17 protein-coding genes and 1 riboswitch are annotated in these 17,196 nt (G+C 70.0%); of the genes, 8 read left to right on the forward strand and 9 right to left on the reverse strand.

What is annotated here, in order from left to right; translation table 11 throughout:
* Nucleotides 1–58: 58 nt before the first annotated feature.
* On the reverse strand, nucleotides 59–1,039 hold the full coding sequence (locus VME70_11955) for a DUF5937 family protein (protein ID HTW20910.1): 981 nt from the start codon (nucleotides 1,037–1,039) through the stop codon (nucleotides 59–61).
* Nucleotides 1,040–1,105: 66 nt separating this feature from the next.
* On the opposite strand from VME70_11955, the gene VME70_11960 reads away from it, so the two are divergent.
* The 5 genes from VME70_11960 to VME70_11980 all read left to right on the forward strand — a co-directional run bounded on the left by VME70_11960 (nucleotide 1,106) and on the right by VME70_11980 (nucleotide 6,613).
* Nucleotides 1,106–2,365: an MFS transporter gene (locus VME70_11960; GenBank protein ID HTW20911.1), complete on the forward strand. Its 1,260-nt coding sequence runs from the start codon at nucleotides 1,106–1,108 to the stop codon at nucleotides 2,363–2,365.
* Nucleotides 2,366–2,420: 55 nt separating this feature from the next.
* Nucleotides 2,421–3,281, forward strand: a complete 861-nt coding sequence (locus VME70_11965) for a DNA-formamidopyrimidine glycosylase family protein (protein ID HTW20912.1) — start codon at nucleotides 2,421–2,423, stop codon at nucleotides 3,279–3,281.
* 20 nt (nucleotides 3,282–3,301) lie between these two features.
* Nucleotides 3,302–3,412: riboswitch (TPP riboswitch) on the forward strand.
* Nucleotides 3,403–4,773: a cytosine permease gene (locus tag VME70_11970; protein ID HTW20913.1), complete on the forward strand. Its 1,371-nt coding sequence runs from the start codon at nucleotides 3,403–3,405 to the stop codon at nucleotides 4,771–4,773. (Overlaps the previous riboswitch by 10 nt.)
* The gene (locus VME70_11975) at nucleotides 4,770–5,231 is read left to right on the forward strand and encodes a hypothetical protein (GenBank protein ID HTW20914.1); all 462 of its coding nucleotides are present in this window, start codon (nucleotides 4,770–4,772) and stop codon (nucleotides 5,229–5,231) included. The genes VME70_11970 and VME70_11975 overlap by 4 nt, the downstream gene beginning before the upstream one ends.
* On the forward strand, nucleotides 5,231–6,613 hold the full coding sequence (locus VME70_11980) for an ABC transporter substrate-binding protein (GenBank protein ID HTW20915.1): 1,383 nt from the start codon (nucleotides 5,231–5,233) through the stop codon (nucleotides 6,611–6,613). The genes VME70_11975 and VME70_11980 overlap by 1 nt, the downstream gene beginning before the upstream one ends.
* Here VME70_11980 and VME70_11985 read toward each other — a convergent pair whose 3' ends face one another.
* From VME70_11985 to VME70_12000, 4 genes are read right to left on the reverse strand one after another with little or no spacing between them, the layout of a single operon-like run.
* Complete coding sequence (locus VME70_11985) at nucleotides 6,614–7,294, reverse strand: ABC transporter ATP-binding protein (GenBank protein ID HTW20916.1); 681 nt, start codon at nucleotides 7,292–7,294, stop codon at nucleotides 6,614–6,616.
* Nucleotides 7,294–8,091, reverse strand: coding sequence for an ABC transporter ATP-binding protein (locus VME70_11990; GenBank protein HTW20917.1), 798 nt, complete (start codon nucleotides 8,089–8,091; stop codon nucleotides 7,294–7,296). The genes VME70_11985 and VME70_11990 overlap by 1 nt, the downstream gene beginning before the upstream one ends.
* Entirely contained in the window at nucleotides 8,088–10,082 is a 1,995-nt protein-coding gene (locus VME70_11995; protein ID HTW20918.1) for an ABC transporter permease, read from the reverse strand. The genes VME70_11990 and VME70_11995 overlap by 4 nt, the downstream gene beginning before the upstream one ends.
* Nucleotide 10,083: 1 nt before the next feature.
* Complete coding sequence (locus VME70_12000; protein HTW20919.1) at nucleotides 10,084–10,665, reverse strand: hypothetical protein; 582 nt, start codon at nucleotides 10,663–10,665, stop codon at nucleotides 10,084–10,086.
* A gap of 105 nt (nucleotides 10,666–10,770) precedes the next feature.
* On the opposite strand from VME70_12000, the gene VME70_12005 reads away from it, so the two are divergent.
* Nucleotides 10,771–11,619 carry a glycerophosphodiester phosphodiesterase family protein gene (locus tag VME70_12005; GenBank protein HTW20920.1) on the forward strand — a complete coding sequence of 283 codons (849 nt, stop codon included), beginning with the start codon at nucleotides 10,771–10,773 and terminating at the stop codon, nucleotides 11,617–11,619.
* Between the two features lie 32 nt (nucleotides 11,620–11,651).
* Here the strand turns inward: VME70_12005 and VME70_12010 are convergent, their stop codons facing one another.
* On the reverse strand, nucleotides 11,652–12,866 hold the full coding sequence (locus VME70_12010; GenBank protein HTW20921.1) for an arginine deiminase: 1,215 nt from the start codon (nucleotides 12,864–12,866) through the stop codon (nucleotides 11,652–11,654).
* Nucleotides 12,867–12,943: 77 nt separating this feature from the next.
* Between VME70_12010 and VME70_12015 the strand changes: the two genes are divergently transcribed.
* Complete coding sequence (locus VME70_12015; protein ID HTW20922.1) at nucleotides 12,944–13,843, forward strand: SDR family NAD(P)-dependent oxidoreductase; 900 nt, start codon at nucleotides 12,944–12,946, stop codon at nucleotides 13,841–13,843.
* A gap of 146 nt (nucleotides 13,844–13,989) precedes the next feature.
* On the forward strand, nucleotides 13,990–14,484 hold the full coding sequence (locus VME70_12020) for a PAS domain-containing protein (protein ID HTW20923.1): 495 nt from the start codon (nucleotides 13,990–13,992) through the stop codon (nucleotides 14,482–14,484).
* A gap of 89 nt (nucleotides 14,485–14,573) precedes the next feature.
* Here the strand turns inward: VME70_12020 and VME70_12025 are convergent, their stop codons facing one another.
* The 3 genes from VME70_12025 to larB are packed head-to-tail and all read right to left on the reverse strand — an operon-like array spanning nucleotide 14,574 to nucleotide 17,163.
* Nucleotides 14,574–15,179 (reverse strand): TMEM165/GDT1 family protein, encoded by a 606-nt coding sequence (locus VME70_12025; GenBank protein HTW20924.1) that lies wholly within the window; start codon nucleotides 15,177–15,179, stop codon nucleotides 14,574–14,576.
* A gap of 15 nt (nucleotides 15,180–15,194) precedes the next feature.
* Complete coding sequence (larC, locus tag VME70_12030; protein HTW20925.1) at nucleotides 15,195–16,394, reverse strand: nickel pincer cofactor biosynthesis protein LarC; 1,200 nt, start codon at nucleotides 16,392–16,394, stop codon at nucleotides 15,195–15,197.
* A complete protein-coding gene (gene larB, locus VME70_12035; GenBank protein ID HTW20926.1) occupies nucleotides 16,387–17,163 on the reverse strand; it encodes a nickel pincer cofactor biosynthesis protein LarB in 777 nt (258 codons plus the stop codon). Before larB ends, larC begins: the two co-directional genes overlap by 8 nt.
* Nucleotides 17,164–17,196: the final 33 nt, after the last annotated feature.

The following is a 17,196-nucleotide window of genomic DNA, read 5'->3' on the forward strand; positions in this document are numbered from 1 at the left end:
AAGAGGGAACTTCCTACTGCGATCCGACTTGGCCGCACGACCTGGTCTTGAGGCCGGGTCAGTCGATGGCGGCGTCGATCACCCCCTGACCGAGCGGGCTGCGCCAATACCGGATCTGGTGCCCGGCTCGGCGCTTGCTGACCAGGCCCGCTCCGTGCAGCGCGCCGAGGTGCTCCGACACGGTGCCGAGCCCGAGGGCGAGGTCGGCCGCCAGACCGGTCGTGGTCGCGGGCTGGTCGAGCGCGGCGAGGATCGCCGCTCGGCTGCGCCCGAGCAGCCGCGCCAACCGGTCCGGTGGCGGTGGTGCGGCGGTCCACAGCCGGGCGATCCCGCGGGCCGGGTAGACGACGGTCGGCTGGTACGGCGCGTCGACGATCACCGAAACGTGCGGCCAGTTGAACGCGCTCGGCACCAGGAGCAGGCCGCTGCCGGCGAGATCGCGGTCCGCGTCGGTTGATCGCTCGGCGACCAGCTCGCCGTCCTCCCAGCCCAGGCCCGGGTGCAGGTCGGCGAACAGCCCGGTCCAACCGGCCCGGACGAGACACTCGCCGCGGTAGGCGATGTCGTCGTCGAGAATCCGGCGGATCGCCGGCCAGTCCGGCTCGACCAGCACATGCCACGCGCGCTCGAGCACCCCGACGAGCTCGGCGACCGCCCGCTCCGGGTCGGACACCAGTGGGTCCAGCGCCTCGGCCGCTGGATTGGCGGGCATCTGGTCGCGGCAGCGGGTGAGCTCGGCGACCACCCGGTCCAGCGGGGTACGCCGGACCCGCTCGAGCTCGGTCCGGACGCTGGTGTTGCTCGCCGTCGGGGGCGGTGACAGAAAGTCCGGGGCGTAGCCGGAGTTTGGCTGCACGGCGCGTAACAGGCCGAGCTCGGCGGCGTCGGCGGCGTCCCGGCGACGGGCCAGCCAGGGGTCGTAGAGCGGCCGCCGGTGTGGGCCGTAGACCACCCGCAGCGCGGCGTGGGTCTCCCATAGCGGGGATACGGTGAACCGGCAGCGCAGCGCGTCGCTGTCGCTGAACCGCAGCCGGGTCATGAGCCCGGAGATTCGGCCATTCCCGAAAGTATCGCCCTCGCGGCCCATTCTGGCGACCCTGGACCCATGACCACGACCGCCGTACCCGTCGAGCCCCGCGAAGCCCGCGGTTACTCGGCCGTGCTGCGGCTGCCCGGTCTGCGCTGGATGTACCTGGCGCATTCGATCTCGATGGCCGGAACGGTCGCGGCCGAGGTTGCGCTGTCGATCCTCGTCTACGAGCGAAGCCACTCACCGTTGCTGTCCGCGCTCGTGCTGGTCGTGTCCTTCCTGCCGTGGGGGCTCGGCGGCACGGTGCTGTCCGCGCTTGCCGACCGGTTCCCAGCCCGGCGGCTGCTGGTCACCTGCGACCTGATCAGCGCGACCTGCATCGCTGCGATGCTGATCCCGCGGGTGCCGGTCCTCGCTCTGCTCGGCCTGTTGTTGTTGACCGGCCTGGTCGCGCCCCTGTTCCAGGGCGCGCGGGCGGCGAGCCTGGCCTACCTGCTGCCTTCCGACCTGTTCCCCGCGGGCCGGTCGATGCTGCGGTCGATCAGCCAGATCATGGTCCTGACGGGCTTCGCGGCCGGCAGTGTCGTGGTGGCAGCGGTCGGCCCGAAGTGGCTGCTCGGCGCCGACGCGGCGAGCTTCATCGCCTCGGCCACCCTGCTGCGCTTCGGTACGCCGCGCACCCCGGCGGCCGTCCACGGCGAGCCCGCCACCGCGGGATCGGTCGTGCGCCAGTCGCTGTCCGGCTTGCGCGACATCTTCGGCCGGCCGCAGCTGCGCCGCCTCTTGGTTCTGTCCTGGATCGTGCCCGCATTCGCGTCGGCGCCGGATGGGCTCGCGGTCGCCTACACCGCACAGGCAGGCAGCAAGCCGACCAGCGCCGGCCTGCTGTTCACGGGTTACTCGGCCGGGATGATCCTCTCCGAGATCCTCGTCGCGCGGACGGCGCCCGCCACCAAACGTCGGCTGCTCGTGCCGCTGGCCATGGTTGCGCTGGTGCCGGCGATCGCCTTCGTCGCCGGCCCTCCGGTGCTGGGCGCGGCCGGTCTGCTGGTCCTGGTCGGGATGGGATCGGCGTACAACCAGGGCCTCGACCCGTTGGTGCTCGCCGCGAGCGAGCCCTCGATCCGTGGCCGGCTGTTCACCATTCAGAGCAGCGGGCTCATGACGGTGCAGGGCATCGGTATCGCGGTGGCCGGCATCATCGGCTCGCTCGTATCCGCCCGCTACGTGATCGCGGGTATCGGCGCGGTCGGCGTCGTGACGGTCGGCATCGTCGCCGTCCGCGCGGTCGGACTCCGCCCGCCGCGGGCCGAGCCCGACTCATCCGTGGGCTGACGCCCGGCGCGTCCGTGGGCTGACGCCCGGCTCGCGCAGCGGGCAGACTTGACCCGTGCCGGAAATGCCCGAGGTCCAGGCGCTGGTCGACTTCCTCGCCGAGCGGGTGGTCGGCCACGTCGTCGCGCGAATCGACGTGGCGTCGATCGCGGTGGTCAAGACCTTCGACCCGCCGATTACGGCGCTCGCCGGGCTCACCGTGACCGGCGCGGCGCGGCACGGGAAGTTCCTCGACCTCGACGTCGACGGGCTGCACCTGGTGGCCCACCTTTCGCGGGCCGGCTGGCTGCACTGGCGCGAGTCGCTCCCGCCCGCGCTGCTCAAGCCGGGCAAGGGACCGATCGCCCTGCGCGTGCACCTCGACGACGGGTCGGGTTTCGACCTGACCGAGGCAGGCACCAAGAAGCGGCTTGCCGTGTATGTCGTCCGCGACCCGAACGACGTCCCGGGCGTCGCCCGGCTCGGGCCGGATCCGCTGGGTGAGGACTTCACGCTGGAGCGTTTCGCTGCGCTGCTCGACGGCAACCGCGCCCAGATAAAAGGAGTGCTGCGGGACCAGTCGGTCATAGCCGGGATCGGCAACGCCTACTCGGACGAGATCCTGCACGTTGCGAAGATGTCGCCGTTCCGGCTCGCGGCCACGCTCGACGCCGGCGACGTCAAGGGCCTCTACGACGCGATGCGCGAAACGATGACCTCTGCCTTGGAGCGAGCTCGCGGGCTGCGAGCGGCCGATCTCAAGGCCGAGAAGAAGTTGGCGATGCGGGTGCACGGCCGGGCCGGGCAACCGTGCCCGGTCTGCGGCGACACGGTTCGCGAGGTGTCGTTCGCCACGTCCGCGCTGGACTACTGCCCCACCTGCCAGACCGGCGGCAAGCCGTTGGCCGACCGACGGTTGTCCCGCCTGCTGAAGTGAGTCCGCTCGGCGTACCCTCGGGCTCTACCCGCGGGAGTCCGGGCGACCGGGCTGAGAGGGCGACTGCCGGTCGCCGACCGCCGAACCTGAACCGGGTCATGCCGGCGTAGGGAGTGGACCGATGGCCATCACAGTCGACAGTCCAGCCGTGCAGAACGAGGTGCCCCTCACCCTCGACCAACCCGCGCCGAAGGTGCTCGGGTGGCTGGACCAGATCGGGCTGTGGGGAAACCTCGGCGTGACGATCCTCGCTCCGGTAGGTGCGGTCAGCGTGCTCGCGCCGGCCGGCAGCCCGAGGCTCTCGTTCCTTGCCGCCGGCCTTGCCGTGATCGTCGGCACCGGCTTCGGCGCGCTGCTCATCGCGGCTGCCGCCGTACCGGGTGCGCAGACCGGAGCACCGTCGATGGTGCTGATGCGAGGGTTGTTCGGCCGGCGGTTGTCCTACTTGCCGACCGCGGTGAACGTCTTGCAGCTGCTCGGCTGGACGGTCTTCGAAATCGTCGTGATCGCGTCCGCCGCGCAGCAGCTGTTCCCCTGGCATGCGCATCGCTGGCCGTACGTCGTCATCGCCGGTGGGCTCACCGTCGCGATGACGATCCGGCCGCTCGGGGTGGTGCGGATTCTCCGGCGCTACGCGATCGTGGCGGTGACGGTGGTCACTACCTACCTGTTCGTGCAGCTGCTGCGGCATCCGCTGCCGTCGTTGACCCATGGTTCGTGGCACGGGTTCTGGGCCGGCGCCGACGTGGCGATCGCGGTCGCGGTGTCGTGGGCCCCGCTCGCGAGCGACTACACCCGGCACTCGCGGTCGGCGAAGAGCGCGTTCGGCGGCGCGATCGTGGGATACACCATCACGCAGGTCGCGGGCTACCTGCTCGGCCTGGTCGCCCTCGCCACCGTCGTGACCGCCAGCGACGCCAACCTGCAACACGACATGTTCGGCGCCTTCATCGCCGTACCGGCCGGCTGGCTGGCGTTCGGCGTCCTGGTGCTGCGCGAGCTCGACGAGTCCTTCGCGGACGGCTACTCCGCGGTCGTCTCGATGCAGAACGTGTGGCCGCGGTTCGACCGGCGATGGTTCGCCGTGGCAGTCGGTGCGATCGCGACCGTTGGCGCGCTCGCGCTGAACATCAACAACTACATCAACTTTCTGTTGCTCCTCGCCTCGGTGCTCGTGCCGCTCACCGCCGTCTTCCTGGTCGACTACTACGCCACGCACCGCCTGCGGGCGTGGGACGTGAGCGCGGTTGCGCCGGCGCGGCCGGCCATGGTGGTTCCGTGGCTGCTCGGCTTCGTCGTCTACCAGCTGATCGAGCCGAGCGCGGGCGGGTGGTGGGCGCGGCTGTGGGTGCACGCTGACCACGGCCTGCATCTGAGCGTCCGGTCGTGGATGAGCGCGTCGATCCTGTCCTTCGCGGTTGCCGCGCTGGCCACGGCACCGGGTGTCCTGGCGCGGCGGCGCCGCCTGCGGGCCGCAATGATGGAGCCATGAGCCGGTTGACGCGCGGCCAGCGAGCGCTGGTGTACGGCCTGGCGGGATGGTGCAGCGAGATCGTCACCACCTCCGTCCGCAGCCGGGGACGCGACGGCAACTGGCGGCTGACCGGTACGACGTATGCATGGATGCTGCCGATCTACGGCAGCGCCGCGGTGCTGTTCGAGCCGGCGTACGACGCGGCCCGGCGCAGCGGGCGGCCGTGGTGGCAGCGCGGGTTGGCCTGGATGATGGGCATCTTCGCGGTCGAAGCGGTGACCGGCGAAGCGCTCCGAGCCGTTACCGGCGAGGTGCCGTGGGACTACACGCGGGCGCGCGGCCGCAAGGCGGTACCGGCGAACTGGCGCGGGCTGGTCCGGCCGGCGTACGCGCCGTTTTGGTTCGCGGTCGGGTTGGGAATGGAGCGCCTGCACGATCTGCTTGACCGGGTAGAGATCGCTCCGGAAGGACGTTGATGCGCCACCGACGATTCGGCACCGCGCTGGCATCGTCAGTGCTGCTGCTCGTCGTTGCGGCGTGCGGGACCCGACTGCCCAACAGCGCCTTCAGCTCGCAGGAACATCCGACGACCGGCGCGAGCAGCCCGACCGGCGCGTCCTCGTCGCCGACCGCCTCGGACGACGGCAACACGGCCTCGGCCGTCGGGGTGACCCCTACGACGATCACCATCGGACAGATCGCGAGCATCACGAACCCGTTCGATCCCGAGTCCTTCGTCGGCCCGGAGTACGGCCTGCAGGCGTTCGTGCGCTACACGAACGCTCATGGTGGGATCCATGGCCGGCAGCTCGTGCTCCACACCTGCGATGACCAGGGGTCGTCGATCGAGAACAACGTCTGCGCGCACACGCTGATCGACAAGGACCACGTCTTCGCGTTGGTCTCCAACGCGGCGATCGACTACGCCGGCGCCGGATATGTGAACTCGCAGAACGTCCCCGACATCGGCGCGCAGCCGATCGACAACTCCTACGTGACCTACCACAACCTGTTCGACTTGTACGGCGAGTCGTATCCGCGCAACGGCAAGCCTGGGCTCAACGGAATGCTCTACGGCGGCACCGAGGTCTACCGCTTCTTCAAGGTGCACTTTCCGCACGTACCGCTGAAGGCGGGTGTCGTCGAGTACAACCAGTCCGACTCCGAGCGGTACGGCAACAGCATCGCGGAAGGGCTTCGTCTCGAGGGCTACAGCGTGTTGACGAAGGTCGTCAACTTCGCGTTGCCGGACTGGAACGCGGTCGCGATCGCGTTCAAGCACGCGGGCGTGCAGTATGTCTACGACGCGCTCGACAACGGCGGCAACGAGAAGCTCTGCGCCGCGCTGGACGACAACGACGTGAGCATCACCGCGAAGGTGCTGACGACCCAGGCCTGGAACCAGTCGGTGAATTCGGAGTACGCCGCATCGCCGCATTGCCGCAACGAGCTCTGGGTGACCGGCAACACCCGCAACTACGAGGACACCAAGTATCACCAGGTCGCGTTGTTCCGCCAGCAGATGTCGGCCGACGGTGACGGTGGCGCCAAGCAGCTGAGCGAATGGGCGCTGGAGGCCTGGGCAGGTGCCTTGTGGTTCGCCGACGCAGCGCAGAGCTGTGGCGCGGATCTCACCCGGCCGTGTGTCGAGAAGTACATGTACCGCAAGCAGCTGTTCACCGGCGACGGGCTGCTGACGCCAAGAGGATTCTCGGACTCCTCATCGCACCCGAGCGAGGTTCGCAACTGCCTGAACGTCGCGCGTTGGAACAGCGCCAAGGACAGTTGGGTGACCCAGGTCCCGAACATGGACACCAACTGCTTTCGCGTCCCGAACTTCAGCTACGCCGCGGACTGATCAGCCGGCCGCGGTCTTCTGTTGGGCGGTCAGCTCGGAGGGCTCGCCCGCGAACTCGATCGCTCCGCGGTTGAGCACGTAGACCACATCGGCCATGCGCAGCGCGTCGGAGAGGTGTTGCTCGACCAGGACGACGGTCGTCCCTGTCTTGGCGAGCGCGGCGACGACGTCCAGCAGCTGCCTGGTCACTCGAGGCGCGAGCCCTTGGGAGATCTCGTCGAGCAGCAGCAAGCGCGGCTTGTGCAGCAGCGCCCGGCTCATCGCCAGCATCTGCTGCTCGCCGCCGGACATCGAGCCGGCGGGCTGATCCAGCCGCTCGCGCAGGATCGGGAACTGATCCAGAGCCGGGTCCCATCCCTGCCGGGATCCGGCGAACACCTCGAGGTTGTCGCGCACGGTGAGATCGGGGAACACCCCGCGGCGTTCGGGGATCAAGAGCAGGCCGGCGGCGGCTCGTTCGTGCGGTGGGAGCGTGCGGATCGACCGCCCCGCCCAGATGATGTCGCCGGAGCGCGCGCGAAGCAGGCCCGCGACGACCGAGAGCAGCGTGGTCTTGCCGGCGCCGTTCGGGCCGAGCAGCGCGGTCAGCACTCCGGCGGGGACATCGAGGGAGACACCGTGCAGGACCTCGACCGGCCCGTAGCCGGCACGCAGGCCGCGAAGCGAGAGCTCGACCGCCATCAGCCGGCCGCAGGCTCGATGTCGAGATATGCCTCGCGTACGGCGGATGAGGCCCGGATCTCCTCCGGAGTGCCTTCGGCGATCAGCTGGCCGGCGGCCATCGCGTAGATGCGGTCAGCGATGCCGAAGACGAGGTCGACGTCGTGCTCGACCAGCAACACCGCCACGTCGCGGGAAGCCACGTCACGAAGCACTCGCTGGAAGTTGTCGATCTCCGCGGTGTCGAGTCCGGTCGCCGGCTCGTCGAGCAGCAGCACCTCCGGGTCATGGCACAACGCCCGGCCGAGCTCGACCAGCCGCAGGGTGCCGGTCGACAAGGTTGCGGCGGGTGCCCGGCGTACCGCGTCCAACCCGAGGATGTCGATGACACCGTCGACGCGGCGACGGTGCGCGGCCTGGTCGCCGACGGTGATCCCGATCAGTCCGGCCAGCAGCCCACCGACGCGGCGCACGACGCCCGCGTTGGTTCGGTGTTCGGCGCCGACCAGCAGGTTGTCCTCGACGCTCATGGTGCCGAAGACCGCAAGCCGCTGGAAGGTTCGGCTGATGCCCAGCCGGGCACGTGCGTCCGGGCTGCGCGTCGTGATGTCCCGACCGTCGAGCCGCACTCGTCCCTCGTCGGGGCGCTCGACACCGGTGAGGCACTGGAACAACGTCGTCTTGCCCGCGCCGTTCGGCCCGATCAGCGCGGTGATCGTGCCCGACCGGGTCTCTACCGAGACGCCGTCCAGCGCGGTGAGTCCGCCGAACCGTTTGACCAGCCCGACACCCTCGAGGTGGCCGTTGGTTGCGCTCATCGCGCGGTCGCCTTCACGCCGCGCCGTGCCTGGATGGTGGCCCGGGCCTGCTCGCCGCGTGCGGTCAGGGTGTGTCGGGAAGGCGTGGTCGGGTGCACCGCCTCGTAACGGCGGACCAGCGCCGCCGGGTGGGCCAGCCAGTCCACGAGCCGTCGAGCCGCGTCCGAGACGCCGCCGGGCAGCAGCCCGATGAAGGTGGCGAAGACGCCGATCACGATCTGGTAGGCGTCCGGGTTGGCGGTCAGCGAGTTCACGAGTACGACGAGGGCGGCGCCGAGCACGGCACCGGCGGCGCTGTCCGCGCCGAACACGACCACGACGGCGAACCACGGGATGCTCGAGGCGAGCGGGTCGAAGGAGTCCGCGGAGAACGCGCCACCCTGCTGCGCCAACAACGCACCGCCGATGCCGGCGATGGCCGCGGAGACCGTGAAGATGAACACCTTGAGCGTGCGCACATCGACGCCGACCGAACCGGCACCCGTCTCGCTGTCACGCATCGCGACCAGCGAGCGCCCGATCATGCCCGAGCGCAGGTTGGTCATGATCAGGAAGACCAGGCCGAGCACGACCAGCTCGAAGCAGTAGAACGCGCGGTCCCCGGACAGCGACAGCCCGAGCACGGACGGCCGCAACACCTGGAGTCCGTTGGTGAAATACGGCTGCTGGAACACGAAACGGCTCACGAACGCGCCGACCGCGAACGTGGTCAGTGCGAGGAACAGCCCGCGGCGGCGAATCGCCGGATACCCGGTCAGGAACCCGACGAGGCCGGCCGCGATCGCCGCACCGAGCAACGCAACCAGCTCGGGGGCGCCGGTGCTGAACCGGCCGAACAGCAACGCGCCGAGTCCGGCGTACCCCGCTTGACCGAGCGAGATCTGGCCGCTGTAGCCCGTGACCGCGACGATGGACACGAAGATGACGGCGAGCGCGGGCACTTGTTGCGCCTGGCGGAGGTTCGTGTCGCTGAACAGGAGCGGGCTGACCAGCGCGAGGGTCGCCGCGGTGTAGATGCCGACCCGCCAGCGAACCCCGAACTCGGTTGACCTGCGGCGTGCGAGCGACGTCGTCGTACCGGCATCGGAGCTGTCACCGCTGTCCGCCCGAATACCGGCGAATCGGTTGCGCGCGAGCAGCGCGGCCAGCAGCGCGACCACCGGTAGGTTGGCCTGCAAGGCGTCCCAGATGCTGAGGGCGGCGCCGGCGGGTGACCACAGCGACATCTCGCTCGAGCCGATTCCGAGTGCGAGGCCGGCGATGATCGCGACCGGCACGTTGGTCAGGCCGGCGATGACCGGCACCGCGAAGGTCTCGAGGACGACGAGCGTGAGCTCGAACGGGGTGAACTGGATCTCCGGGGCGATGAGGATCCCGGTGAGTGCCGCGATCATCACGCCCGTTGCCCAGCCGATCGCCGCGACCCGGTCGGCGTCGATGCCGGAGAGCTGGGCGAGATCGCGTCGGTCGACGACGGCGCGGATCGAGGTGCCCAGCGCGGTTCGTCGGGTGATCACACCGAGCAGCACGGTGCCGACGATGACGATCGCGAGATCGCCGGTCGCGTCCATGTGGATCGTCAGTGACCCCACCTGCCACACGCCCTGCGGGAGCAGGCTCGGTGGCGACTGCGCCTGAAGCCCCCAGATCTCGTAGGCGATGCCGATCAGCAGCGCGGTGAGACCGATCGTCGCGACCAGCGACTCGGCGGCCGAGGCATCGCGGCGTTGCAGCGGCCGGAACACCAGGCGCTGGACGAGCACTCCGAACGCCGGTGCGAAACCGAGCAGGACGACGACCGCCGCAACCGCCTTGGGCCAGTGCCAGTCCTGGACGGCCGCGAGGAAGACGTACGCCGCCATCATCGCGATCGCACCCTGCGCGATGTTGAAGACGCCGGTGGCCCGGTAGGTGATGATCAGGCCGACCCCTGACAGGGCAGCGACCGCTCCGAGCGCGAGCCCCGCGAAGGCGTAGTTGAGGGCGAGCACGTCAGCCGCTCGTAGGCTGACCTGGTTCGCAGACGGGGCAGGCGTGCAGCGAGCGCGCCGTGATCCCGGATCCGTCGACCGGCGCGGCATCGGGCTTGCCTTCGACCAGCTCGCAGTTCGGCCGGTGGTACGTCGTACCGCCCGGGACCGCTACCACCGTGCCGGCGGACGGCACCTGCGCCGAGGTCGAGGTCGAGGTCGAGGGCGTCGGATCGGTTTGTGCCGTCTCGGGTGGAAGGCCGGCGCCGGCGTCATCGACGGGTTCGGCGACGAGCAGTGCGTAGAGGTCGTCGACCTTTCGCTCGACACCGTCGAGCCGACCCAGGTTGCGGCGAAGGTTGTCGGTCGCGAGCAGAACGGCACCGATCAGGACCAGTGCGATCCCGGACAATCCACCCGACACCAGGTACGGAAGCTGCTTCGCCGTGAGGGCCTGCCCGGAGACGCCGTACCAGCCGAGGAACAGCGCGACCGCGCCGAGGACGACCAGTGCCCAGCCGAGGTACGGGCGAACACCGTCCCCGACCCACCGCCAGAACATACGGCGGTCGGCCGGCGCCAACCTTTCGTCGCGGGTCGTCATGTCGCCCTTCCCCGTCGGCGCACTCGTGCCGCATGCGACGACACCTTCACTCTAGGTTCACCTACCGGCCGGGCTATGGTGCCGTCCGCGTGTCACAGTGAGCGGGTGCGCATCCGTCCCGACGTGATCGCTCACCGCGGCGCCTCGGCAATCGAGGCCGAACACACCCTTGCGGCTTATCGTCGTGCGCTCGACGACGGTGCGGACGGGGTGGAGTGCGATGTCCGCCTGACCCGCGACGGTGTGCTGGTGTGCGTCCACGACCGGCGGGTCGACCGCACGTCGAGTGGGCGCGGGGTCGTCTCGACGCTCGAGCTCGCGGATCTCAGCGAGCTGGATTTCGGGTCCTGGCGACGCGATCCGGGCATCGAGGAGCCCGACCCGTTGCTGACCGCGAGCTGGGAGGCGCCGGACCTCGATCGCACCGGCGTCCTCACCCTCGAGCGACTGCTCGAAGTCGTGACCGCATCCGAACGGCCGGTGCGGCTCGCGATCGAGACGAAACATCCCACTCGCTACGCCGGTCTGGTCGAGGAGACGCTGGTCGGGATGCTTCGGCGATTCGGCCTCGCGGATGCCGCCGGCAATGGCAAGGACACGGTCCAGGTCATGAGCTTCGCGCCGACCGGCCTGCGCCGGGTCAGGGCGCTCGCGCCGGATCTGGCGACCGTGCACCTGATGAAGCGCGTGCCGTTGCGGCTGCGGGACGGCGGCATCAGCCCGAGCGCGACGATCGCCGGGCCCTCGGTCGAGGCACTCAAGGCCCACCCGGCGTACGTCGAGCGGGCGCACGCTCGCGGTCACGAGGTGCACGTGTGGACCGTCGACCGCCTTGATGATGTCGACGCGATGGTCGCGCTCGGCGTCGACGTACTGATCACGAACGAGCCGGCGGCGGTGCTCGACCACCTTGCACACCACGACGGCCCCGCGCTTCCGCTCGCGGCCACCTGATCCGGCCCTTCGCGAGCAGTCAGGGCAGGCGGCTAGAGCGGGTCCCGGCGAATCGGGCACGACATGCACCGCGGGCCGCCGCGGCCACTGCCGAGCTCGCTGCCCCTGATCGGGACCACCTCGATGCCGGCTGCCTCGAGGCGGGCGTTGGTCTCCACGTTGCGTTCGTAGGCAACCGCCAGCCGCGGACCGATCGCCAGCGTGTTGTTGCCGTCGTCCCACTGCTCGCGTTCCGCGGTGACGGGGTCGAGCCCGGTGTCGATCACCCGCAGTACATCGATGCCCATCGCGGCTGCCGCGGCATCGAGGAACGGCCGCGGCTCGCTGACCCTCGGCGGCTCGGCGTCGCGCTTCGTGATGACCAGGGCGGTCAGCGTGTCGGCGACGGCCGGGTACATCACGACCGCGTCCACGTCGACCATCGTCACGACGGTGTCGAGGTGCATGGTCGCGCGTTCCTGCGCGATCGGTACGACGAGCACGGTGTGGGCCAGCCCGCGGTCGAAGGCCCGGTGCGCGAGGGTCTCGGCGCCGGCGGCCCGCGTGCGCTGGCCGACTCCGATCGCGAGCACGCCGGGCGCGAGCAGCAGGACGTCACCGCCCTCGAGCCACTCGTCGTGATGGTGGTAGAGCAGTGGCGTTCCGGCGAACCGAGGATGGTGGCGGTAGATCGCGTCAGTGAGCCAGGTCTCGCGCCGGCGCGCCGACATGCTCGGGCTGGTGACGGCAACCTCGTCGCCGAGCCACACGGAAGAGTCGCGGGTGAACAGCAGGTTGGGCAGCGGCGGCAGGACGAAGTCGTTCGGCTCCATCAGCCGGCTCACGACCCCGCTGTCGGCGTGCAGCTCGTCCTTCGTGATCCCGGCGATCAGCAGGTCGGTCAGCTCGGCCGGGGAGAGCCCGGCCAGCCGCGCCGCGAGCTGGCCGCGTAGCTCGGTGCCGAGCCGCCGGTCCGAGAGCGTCTGCGCGATGACGGAGTCGCGCGCGGCGTCGACCGTCAGCGACTCGCAGAGCAGGTCACGCAGGATGAGAACTTCGACGCCGTGCCGGCGCAGGGCCTCGGCGAACTCGTCATGCTCCTGCTGGGCCCGACCCACCCAGGGGATGCCGTCGAAGAGCAGGTCCGCCGAGTTGCGCGGCGTGAGGCGGGCGAGCTCCGGGCCGGGACGGTGCAGCATGACCGTCCGTAGCCGGCCGACCTCGCTGTTCGCACCCGAGAGCCGGGGCTGGTCGGACGCCGCTGCCACGCCGGAAGCCTAGGACGAGCCCGCCTGTCTTGGTGCGCGCGAAGGCGGATTGGTGTCATCCGGTTGAATGTCTGCCCATGACGTTGATGCAGGACAAGGTGGCGATCGTGACCGGTGCCGGGCGTGGCATCGGCCGTGGCGAGGCGATCGAGCTGGCTCGCCAGGGCGCCGCGGTGGTCGTCGGTGAAGTCGACGACGCTGCGGCCAACGAGGTCGTTGAGGAGATCCGGTCCGCGGGTGGGAACGCGGTCGCCGCGATCGGCGACTGCAGCGACGTCGAGGTCGCGAACTCCGTCGTGCAGCAGGCCATCGACGAGTTCGGGCATCTCGATGCGTTGGTCAACAACGCCGGAATCCTGCGCGATCGCACGCTGGTCAAGATGACGCCCGACGAGTGGGATGCGGTCATCAAGGTGCACCTTCGCGGCCACTACGCCCCGACTCATGCGGCCTGTGACTACTGGAAGGCGGCCGGTCGGCCCGGTCACATCGTGTGCACCGCATCGACCTCGGGTCTGCTCGGCAACTTCGGTCAGGCCAACTACGGGGCCGCCAAGTCCGGCATCGCCGCGTTCTCAACGATCGTTGCCCAGGAGATGAAGCGGTACGACGTGACCTGCAACGCGATCGCGCCGGCAGCCCGCACGCGCATGACCGAGGGGGCCTATGGCGAGATCGCCCGGGAAGCGACCGAGTTCGATTTCTGGCACCCCGACAACGTCGCGCCTTTCGTCGCCTTTTTGTGCAGCGCCGAGGCCGCACACATTTCCGGCAAGGTGTTCGGCGTACAAGGAGACTCGGTCGAGATCTACCGGCCCTACACGTCGGTCGCCGTGATCACCAACGGCGGGAAGCGTTGGGATCCCAACCAGTTCGTCGACGCGGCACAGGCGCTGTTCGACGAGTCCGGTATTACACCATCCGCCGAAAACATGATGGCAAAACTGAGATATTCGATGACCAATCGCGGAAGTTAAGCCTTTCGCGCTACCGCAAGTTGCACCAAGCGGCGTAACCGCAACACCCGAATCCGGCCATACTTGATTTACCGGCTGATCGCCCAGTCAGTCGTCGGGGGAGCCACCTCGTCGCTCATGAGCGGGGGACCATCGCATTGCCGAGCTTGATCCTGCGTCTGGAGAAACTGGAGCCGGAGCCGGCCACTGAGCCGTCCGCCGTGCTTCGGGTTCCGGACGTCGGAGAGGCGGGCAACGCTCGCGAACCGGCCGGCGGGCCGACCTCGCTGAGCCGTTGGAGCGCCGCGGTGGCGGCCGCACATGACCCGTGCTTCGTCCTCGACGCCGATGGTTCCGTCATCAGCATCTCGGTCGCCGGTGTCGAGCTGCTCGGCTGCGGTGACGAGACGGTAATCGGCCGGAGCATCCTCGACATCGTCAACCTGGTCGACCTCGACACCGGAAGCACCCATCCCGAGTACGCCGCGCGGATCACGCCGCTGATCGTGCTGAGCGCCCCTGGTCTGGCTCGCAGCCTGGTGCGAGTTCGTCACCAAGACGGCATGGTGGTCACCCTCGATACGTCGAGCGCATCGATCCACGACGCCGCCGGCGCGGTCCTCGGCTCGATCACGTTCCTGGCGCGCATCTCCGCCCGCTGACACCCTCGCCGCCGTACCTAACTACCCCGCCCCTTCTTTCGTGATCGTCAAGATCACGGAGCTGGTCGGGCAGTAAGGCGGCGCCGAGGTCAGCCGATGCCGGCGGCCTCGAGCGCGGTGAAGACGGCCACGGCCGCGAATGCGGCCGCTGCGAGTCGGCGTACCCACACCAGCGGGATCATCCGCAGCAGTGCCTTGCCGCCGGTCACCGCAACGGCGGCGACGAGCACCAGCCCGGCGAAAGCGCCGACGAAGACCGATGCCGGCTGGTGGTACTTCGCGCTCAACGATGCGGTCAGCAGTTGGGTGAGGTCGCCCCACTCGGCGAGGAACAGCACCAGGAAGCTGGTCGCGATCACCCGCCGCGCGCTGGGTTCGGGCGGGAGCTCGGCGATCTCCTCCTCGACCTCGTGCTGCTCCTCGCGCGGATCCTTGTTCTCGCGCACCATCAGGACCGCGCCGAGTGCGAAGATCGCGGCGCTGACGGCGAGCACCGGAGTTCGTGGCAGCAGCGAGACCACACTGCCGGCACCGACCGCGATGGCGGCTTGTACGCCGAAGCCGAGCGCCGCGCCGATCAGCACCTGACCCCCGCGAAACCGGGTGGCCAGCACCAGCGAGGCGATGAAGGTCTTGTCGGGGAGCTCAGCGGGCACGATCAGCACGAAGACCGTCGCGACAACGGCAAGGCTCATCGGTCAGCTCATCGGTCAGCCGTCGAGCGACTGCCGGGCAAGCGCGGCCGCCTCGGCGAGGACATCCTTGGCCGGGCGCTGCAGCGCCGTGGCGGCAGCAGTCACGTCGTCGAACTCCGGCGAGAGGTTGACGCGGCGCCCGCCGTCGTGGGCGAGCTTGACCCTCACCGGCCGGCCGCCGACGTCGACCGTGATCCAGGTGCGCTCGAGCGCGCGTTTGTCCACGGGCGAGGAACGGAGGCCGATCGTCGAGGTCTCGCGCAGCAGCACGGCACCGATGGCGGCTTCGGTCTCCGTGGCCACCAGCGCGCTGACGGTGTGGGCGGGCCGGCCCTTCTTCATGAGGATGGGAGTGAGCCAGGCATCGGCGGCGCCCGCAGCTAGCAGGTGCTCGAGCACCAACGGCCAGACCCGCGGGTCGAGGTCGTCGACGTTGGCCTCGACCACCCGCCAGCCGGTCCGATCCGGATCAGCACTCGATGCTGCGGTGCCGACAACGAACCGCAGCACGTTCGCGCGGTCGGGCAGATCGCGGCCGCCTGCGCCGGTGCCGATTCCCTCGACGGACATGAGCGGCATCGGACCGTGCGCCGTGGCCCACTCGGTGAGCATCGCGACCCCCGTCGGCGTTGCGAGCTCGGCAGCGACCGGCCCGCCGTACGACGCAATGCCGCTGCCTTCGAGCAACGCGAGGACGGCCGGCACCGGCACCGGCAACGTCCCGTGTTCGGTCTGCACGGTGCCTCCACCGAGCGCTACGGGACTGCTGACGATGGCGTCGAGCCCGAGCGCATGCAGGCCGAGGCAACCGGCGAGCACATCGACGACGGAGTCGACCGCGCCGACCTCGTGGAAGTGCACCGATCCGGGGTCGATGCCGTGGACCGCACCTTCGGCCGCGGCCAGCCGTCGGAAGACGGCGATTGCGCGCTCACGAGCCGGCGCCGGCATCGCCGCGCGGCCGGCGATCGCGAGGACGTCGTCCAGGCCACGAACGGGCTGCTCTGCGGCGGCGGTCACGGCAATCGCGGTGGCGGCGATCCCGTGACGAGTCGTGGCGGATGGGGTGAACTGCACGCCGATGTCGGTGAGCGACTCGACCAATGGCGCGAGCCGCTCCAGGGCCCCGAGCTCGTACAGCGCGCCGAGCAGCATGTCGCCGCTGATGCCGCTCGCGCAGTCCAACCACCCGACGCGGGGTATCGGTTCACCCATCGGTGCTCGCCGCCGCCCGCCTGGCGACCCGGGCGGCGAAGACGCCTGCGCCGAAGCCGTTGTCGATGTTCACCACCGTGACCCCCGGAGCGCAGGAGTTGAGCATCGCGAGCAGTGCGGCGAGCCCGCCGAACGACGCGCCGTACCCCACGCTGGTGGGCACCGCGACCAGCGGGGTGCCGACCAGGCCGCCGACCACGCTCGGCAGTGCGCCCTCCATTCCTGCCACGACGACGAGGCAGTCCGCGCCGGCCAGCGTCTCGCGCTCCGCGAGCAGCCGATGCAGGCCGGCGACTCCCACGTCGCAGACCCGCCGGACACCCGCCCCGAACGCGCGGGCGACAAAGCCTGCTTCTGCCGCGACCGGCTCGTCGCTCGTCCCGGCGGAGACCACGACGACGTCGCCGCGAGGCTCCGGTGGTGCACCGACCAGCACGCAGCCAGCATCCGGATCGACCGTGGCGTCGGGAAAAGCCTCGCGAGCCCGGCTGAGCATGCTCGTGGTGAGCCGGGTGGCGAGCGCCGGGCGCTCGCCCGGGGCGGCAGCCAGCGCGGCCAGCAGGGCGATGACCTGATCGTCGGTCTTGCCGGCGGCGTAGATCACCTCGGGGTCGCCGGTCCGCAGCCCTCGGTGGTGGTCGAGCTTGGCGAACCCGAGATCGGTGAAGCCCGACAGCGGTGCCGCGGTCAGTGCGCGGGACGCGTCGGCGACCGTCGTCGTACCGGCTGCCACGTCCTCGAGCAGCCGCCGCACCTCCTCGGCGTCCACCAGAGCGACCCTAATCGGATCGGAGCCGGGTCG

The organism is Mycobacteriales bacterium, assembly GCA_035504215.1.
In the GTDB taxonomy this organism is placed as follows: domain Bacteria; phylum Actinomycetota; class Actinomycetes; order JAFAQI01; family JAFAQI01; genus DATAUK01.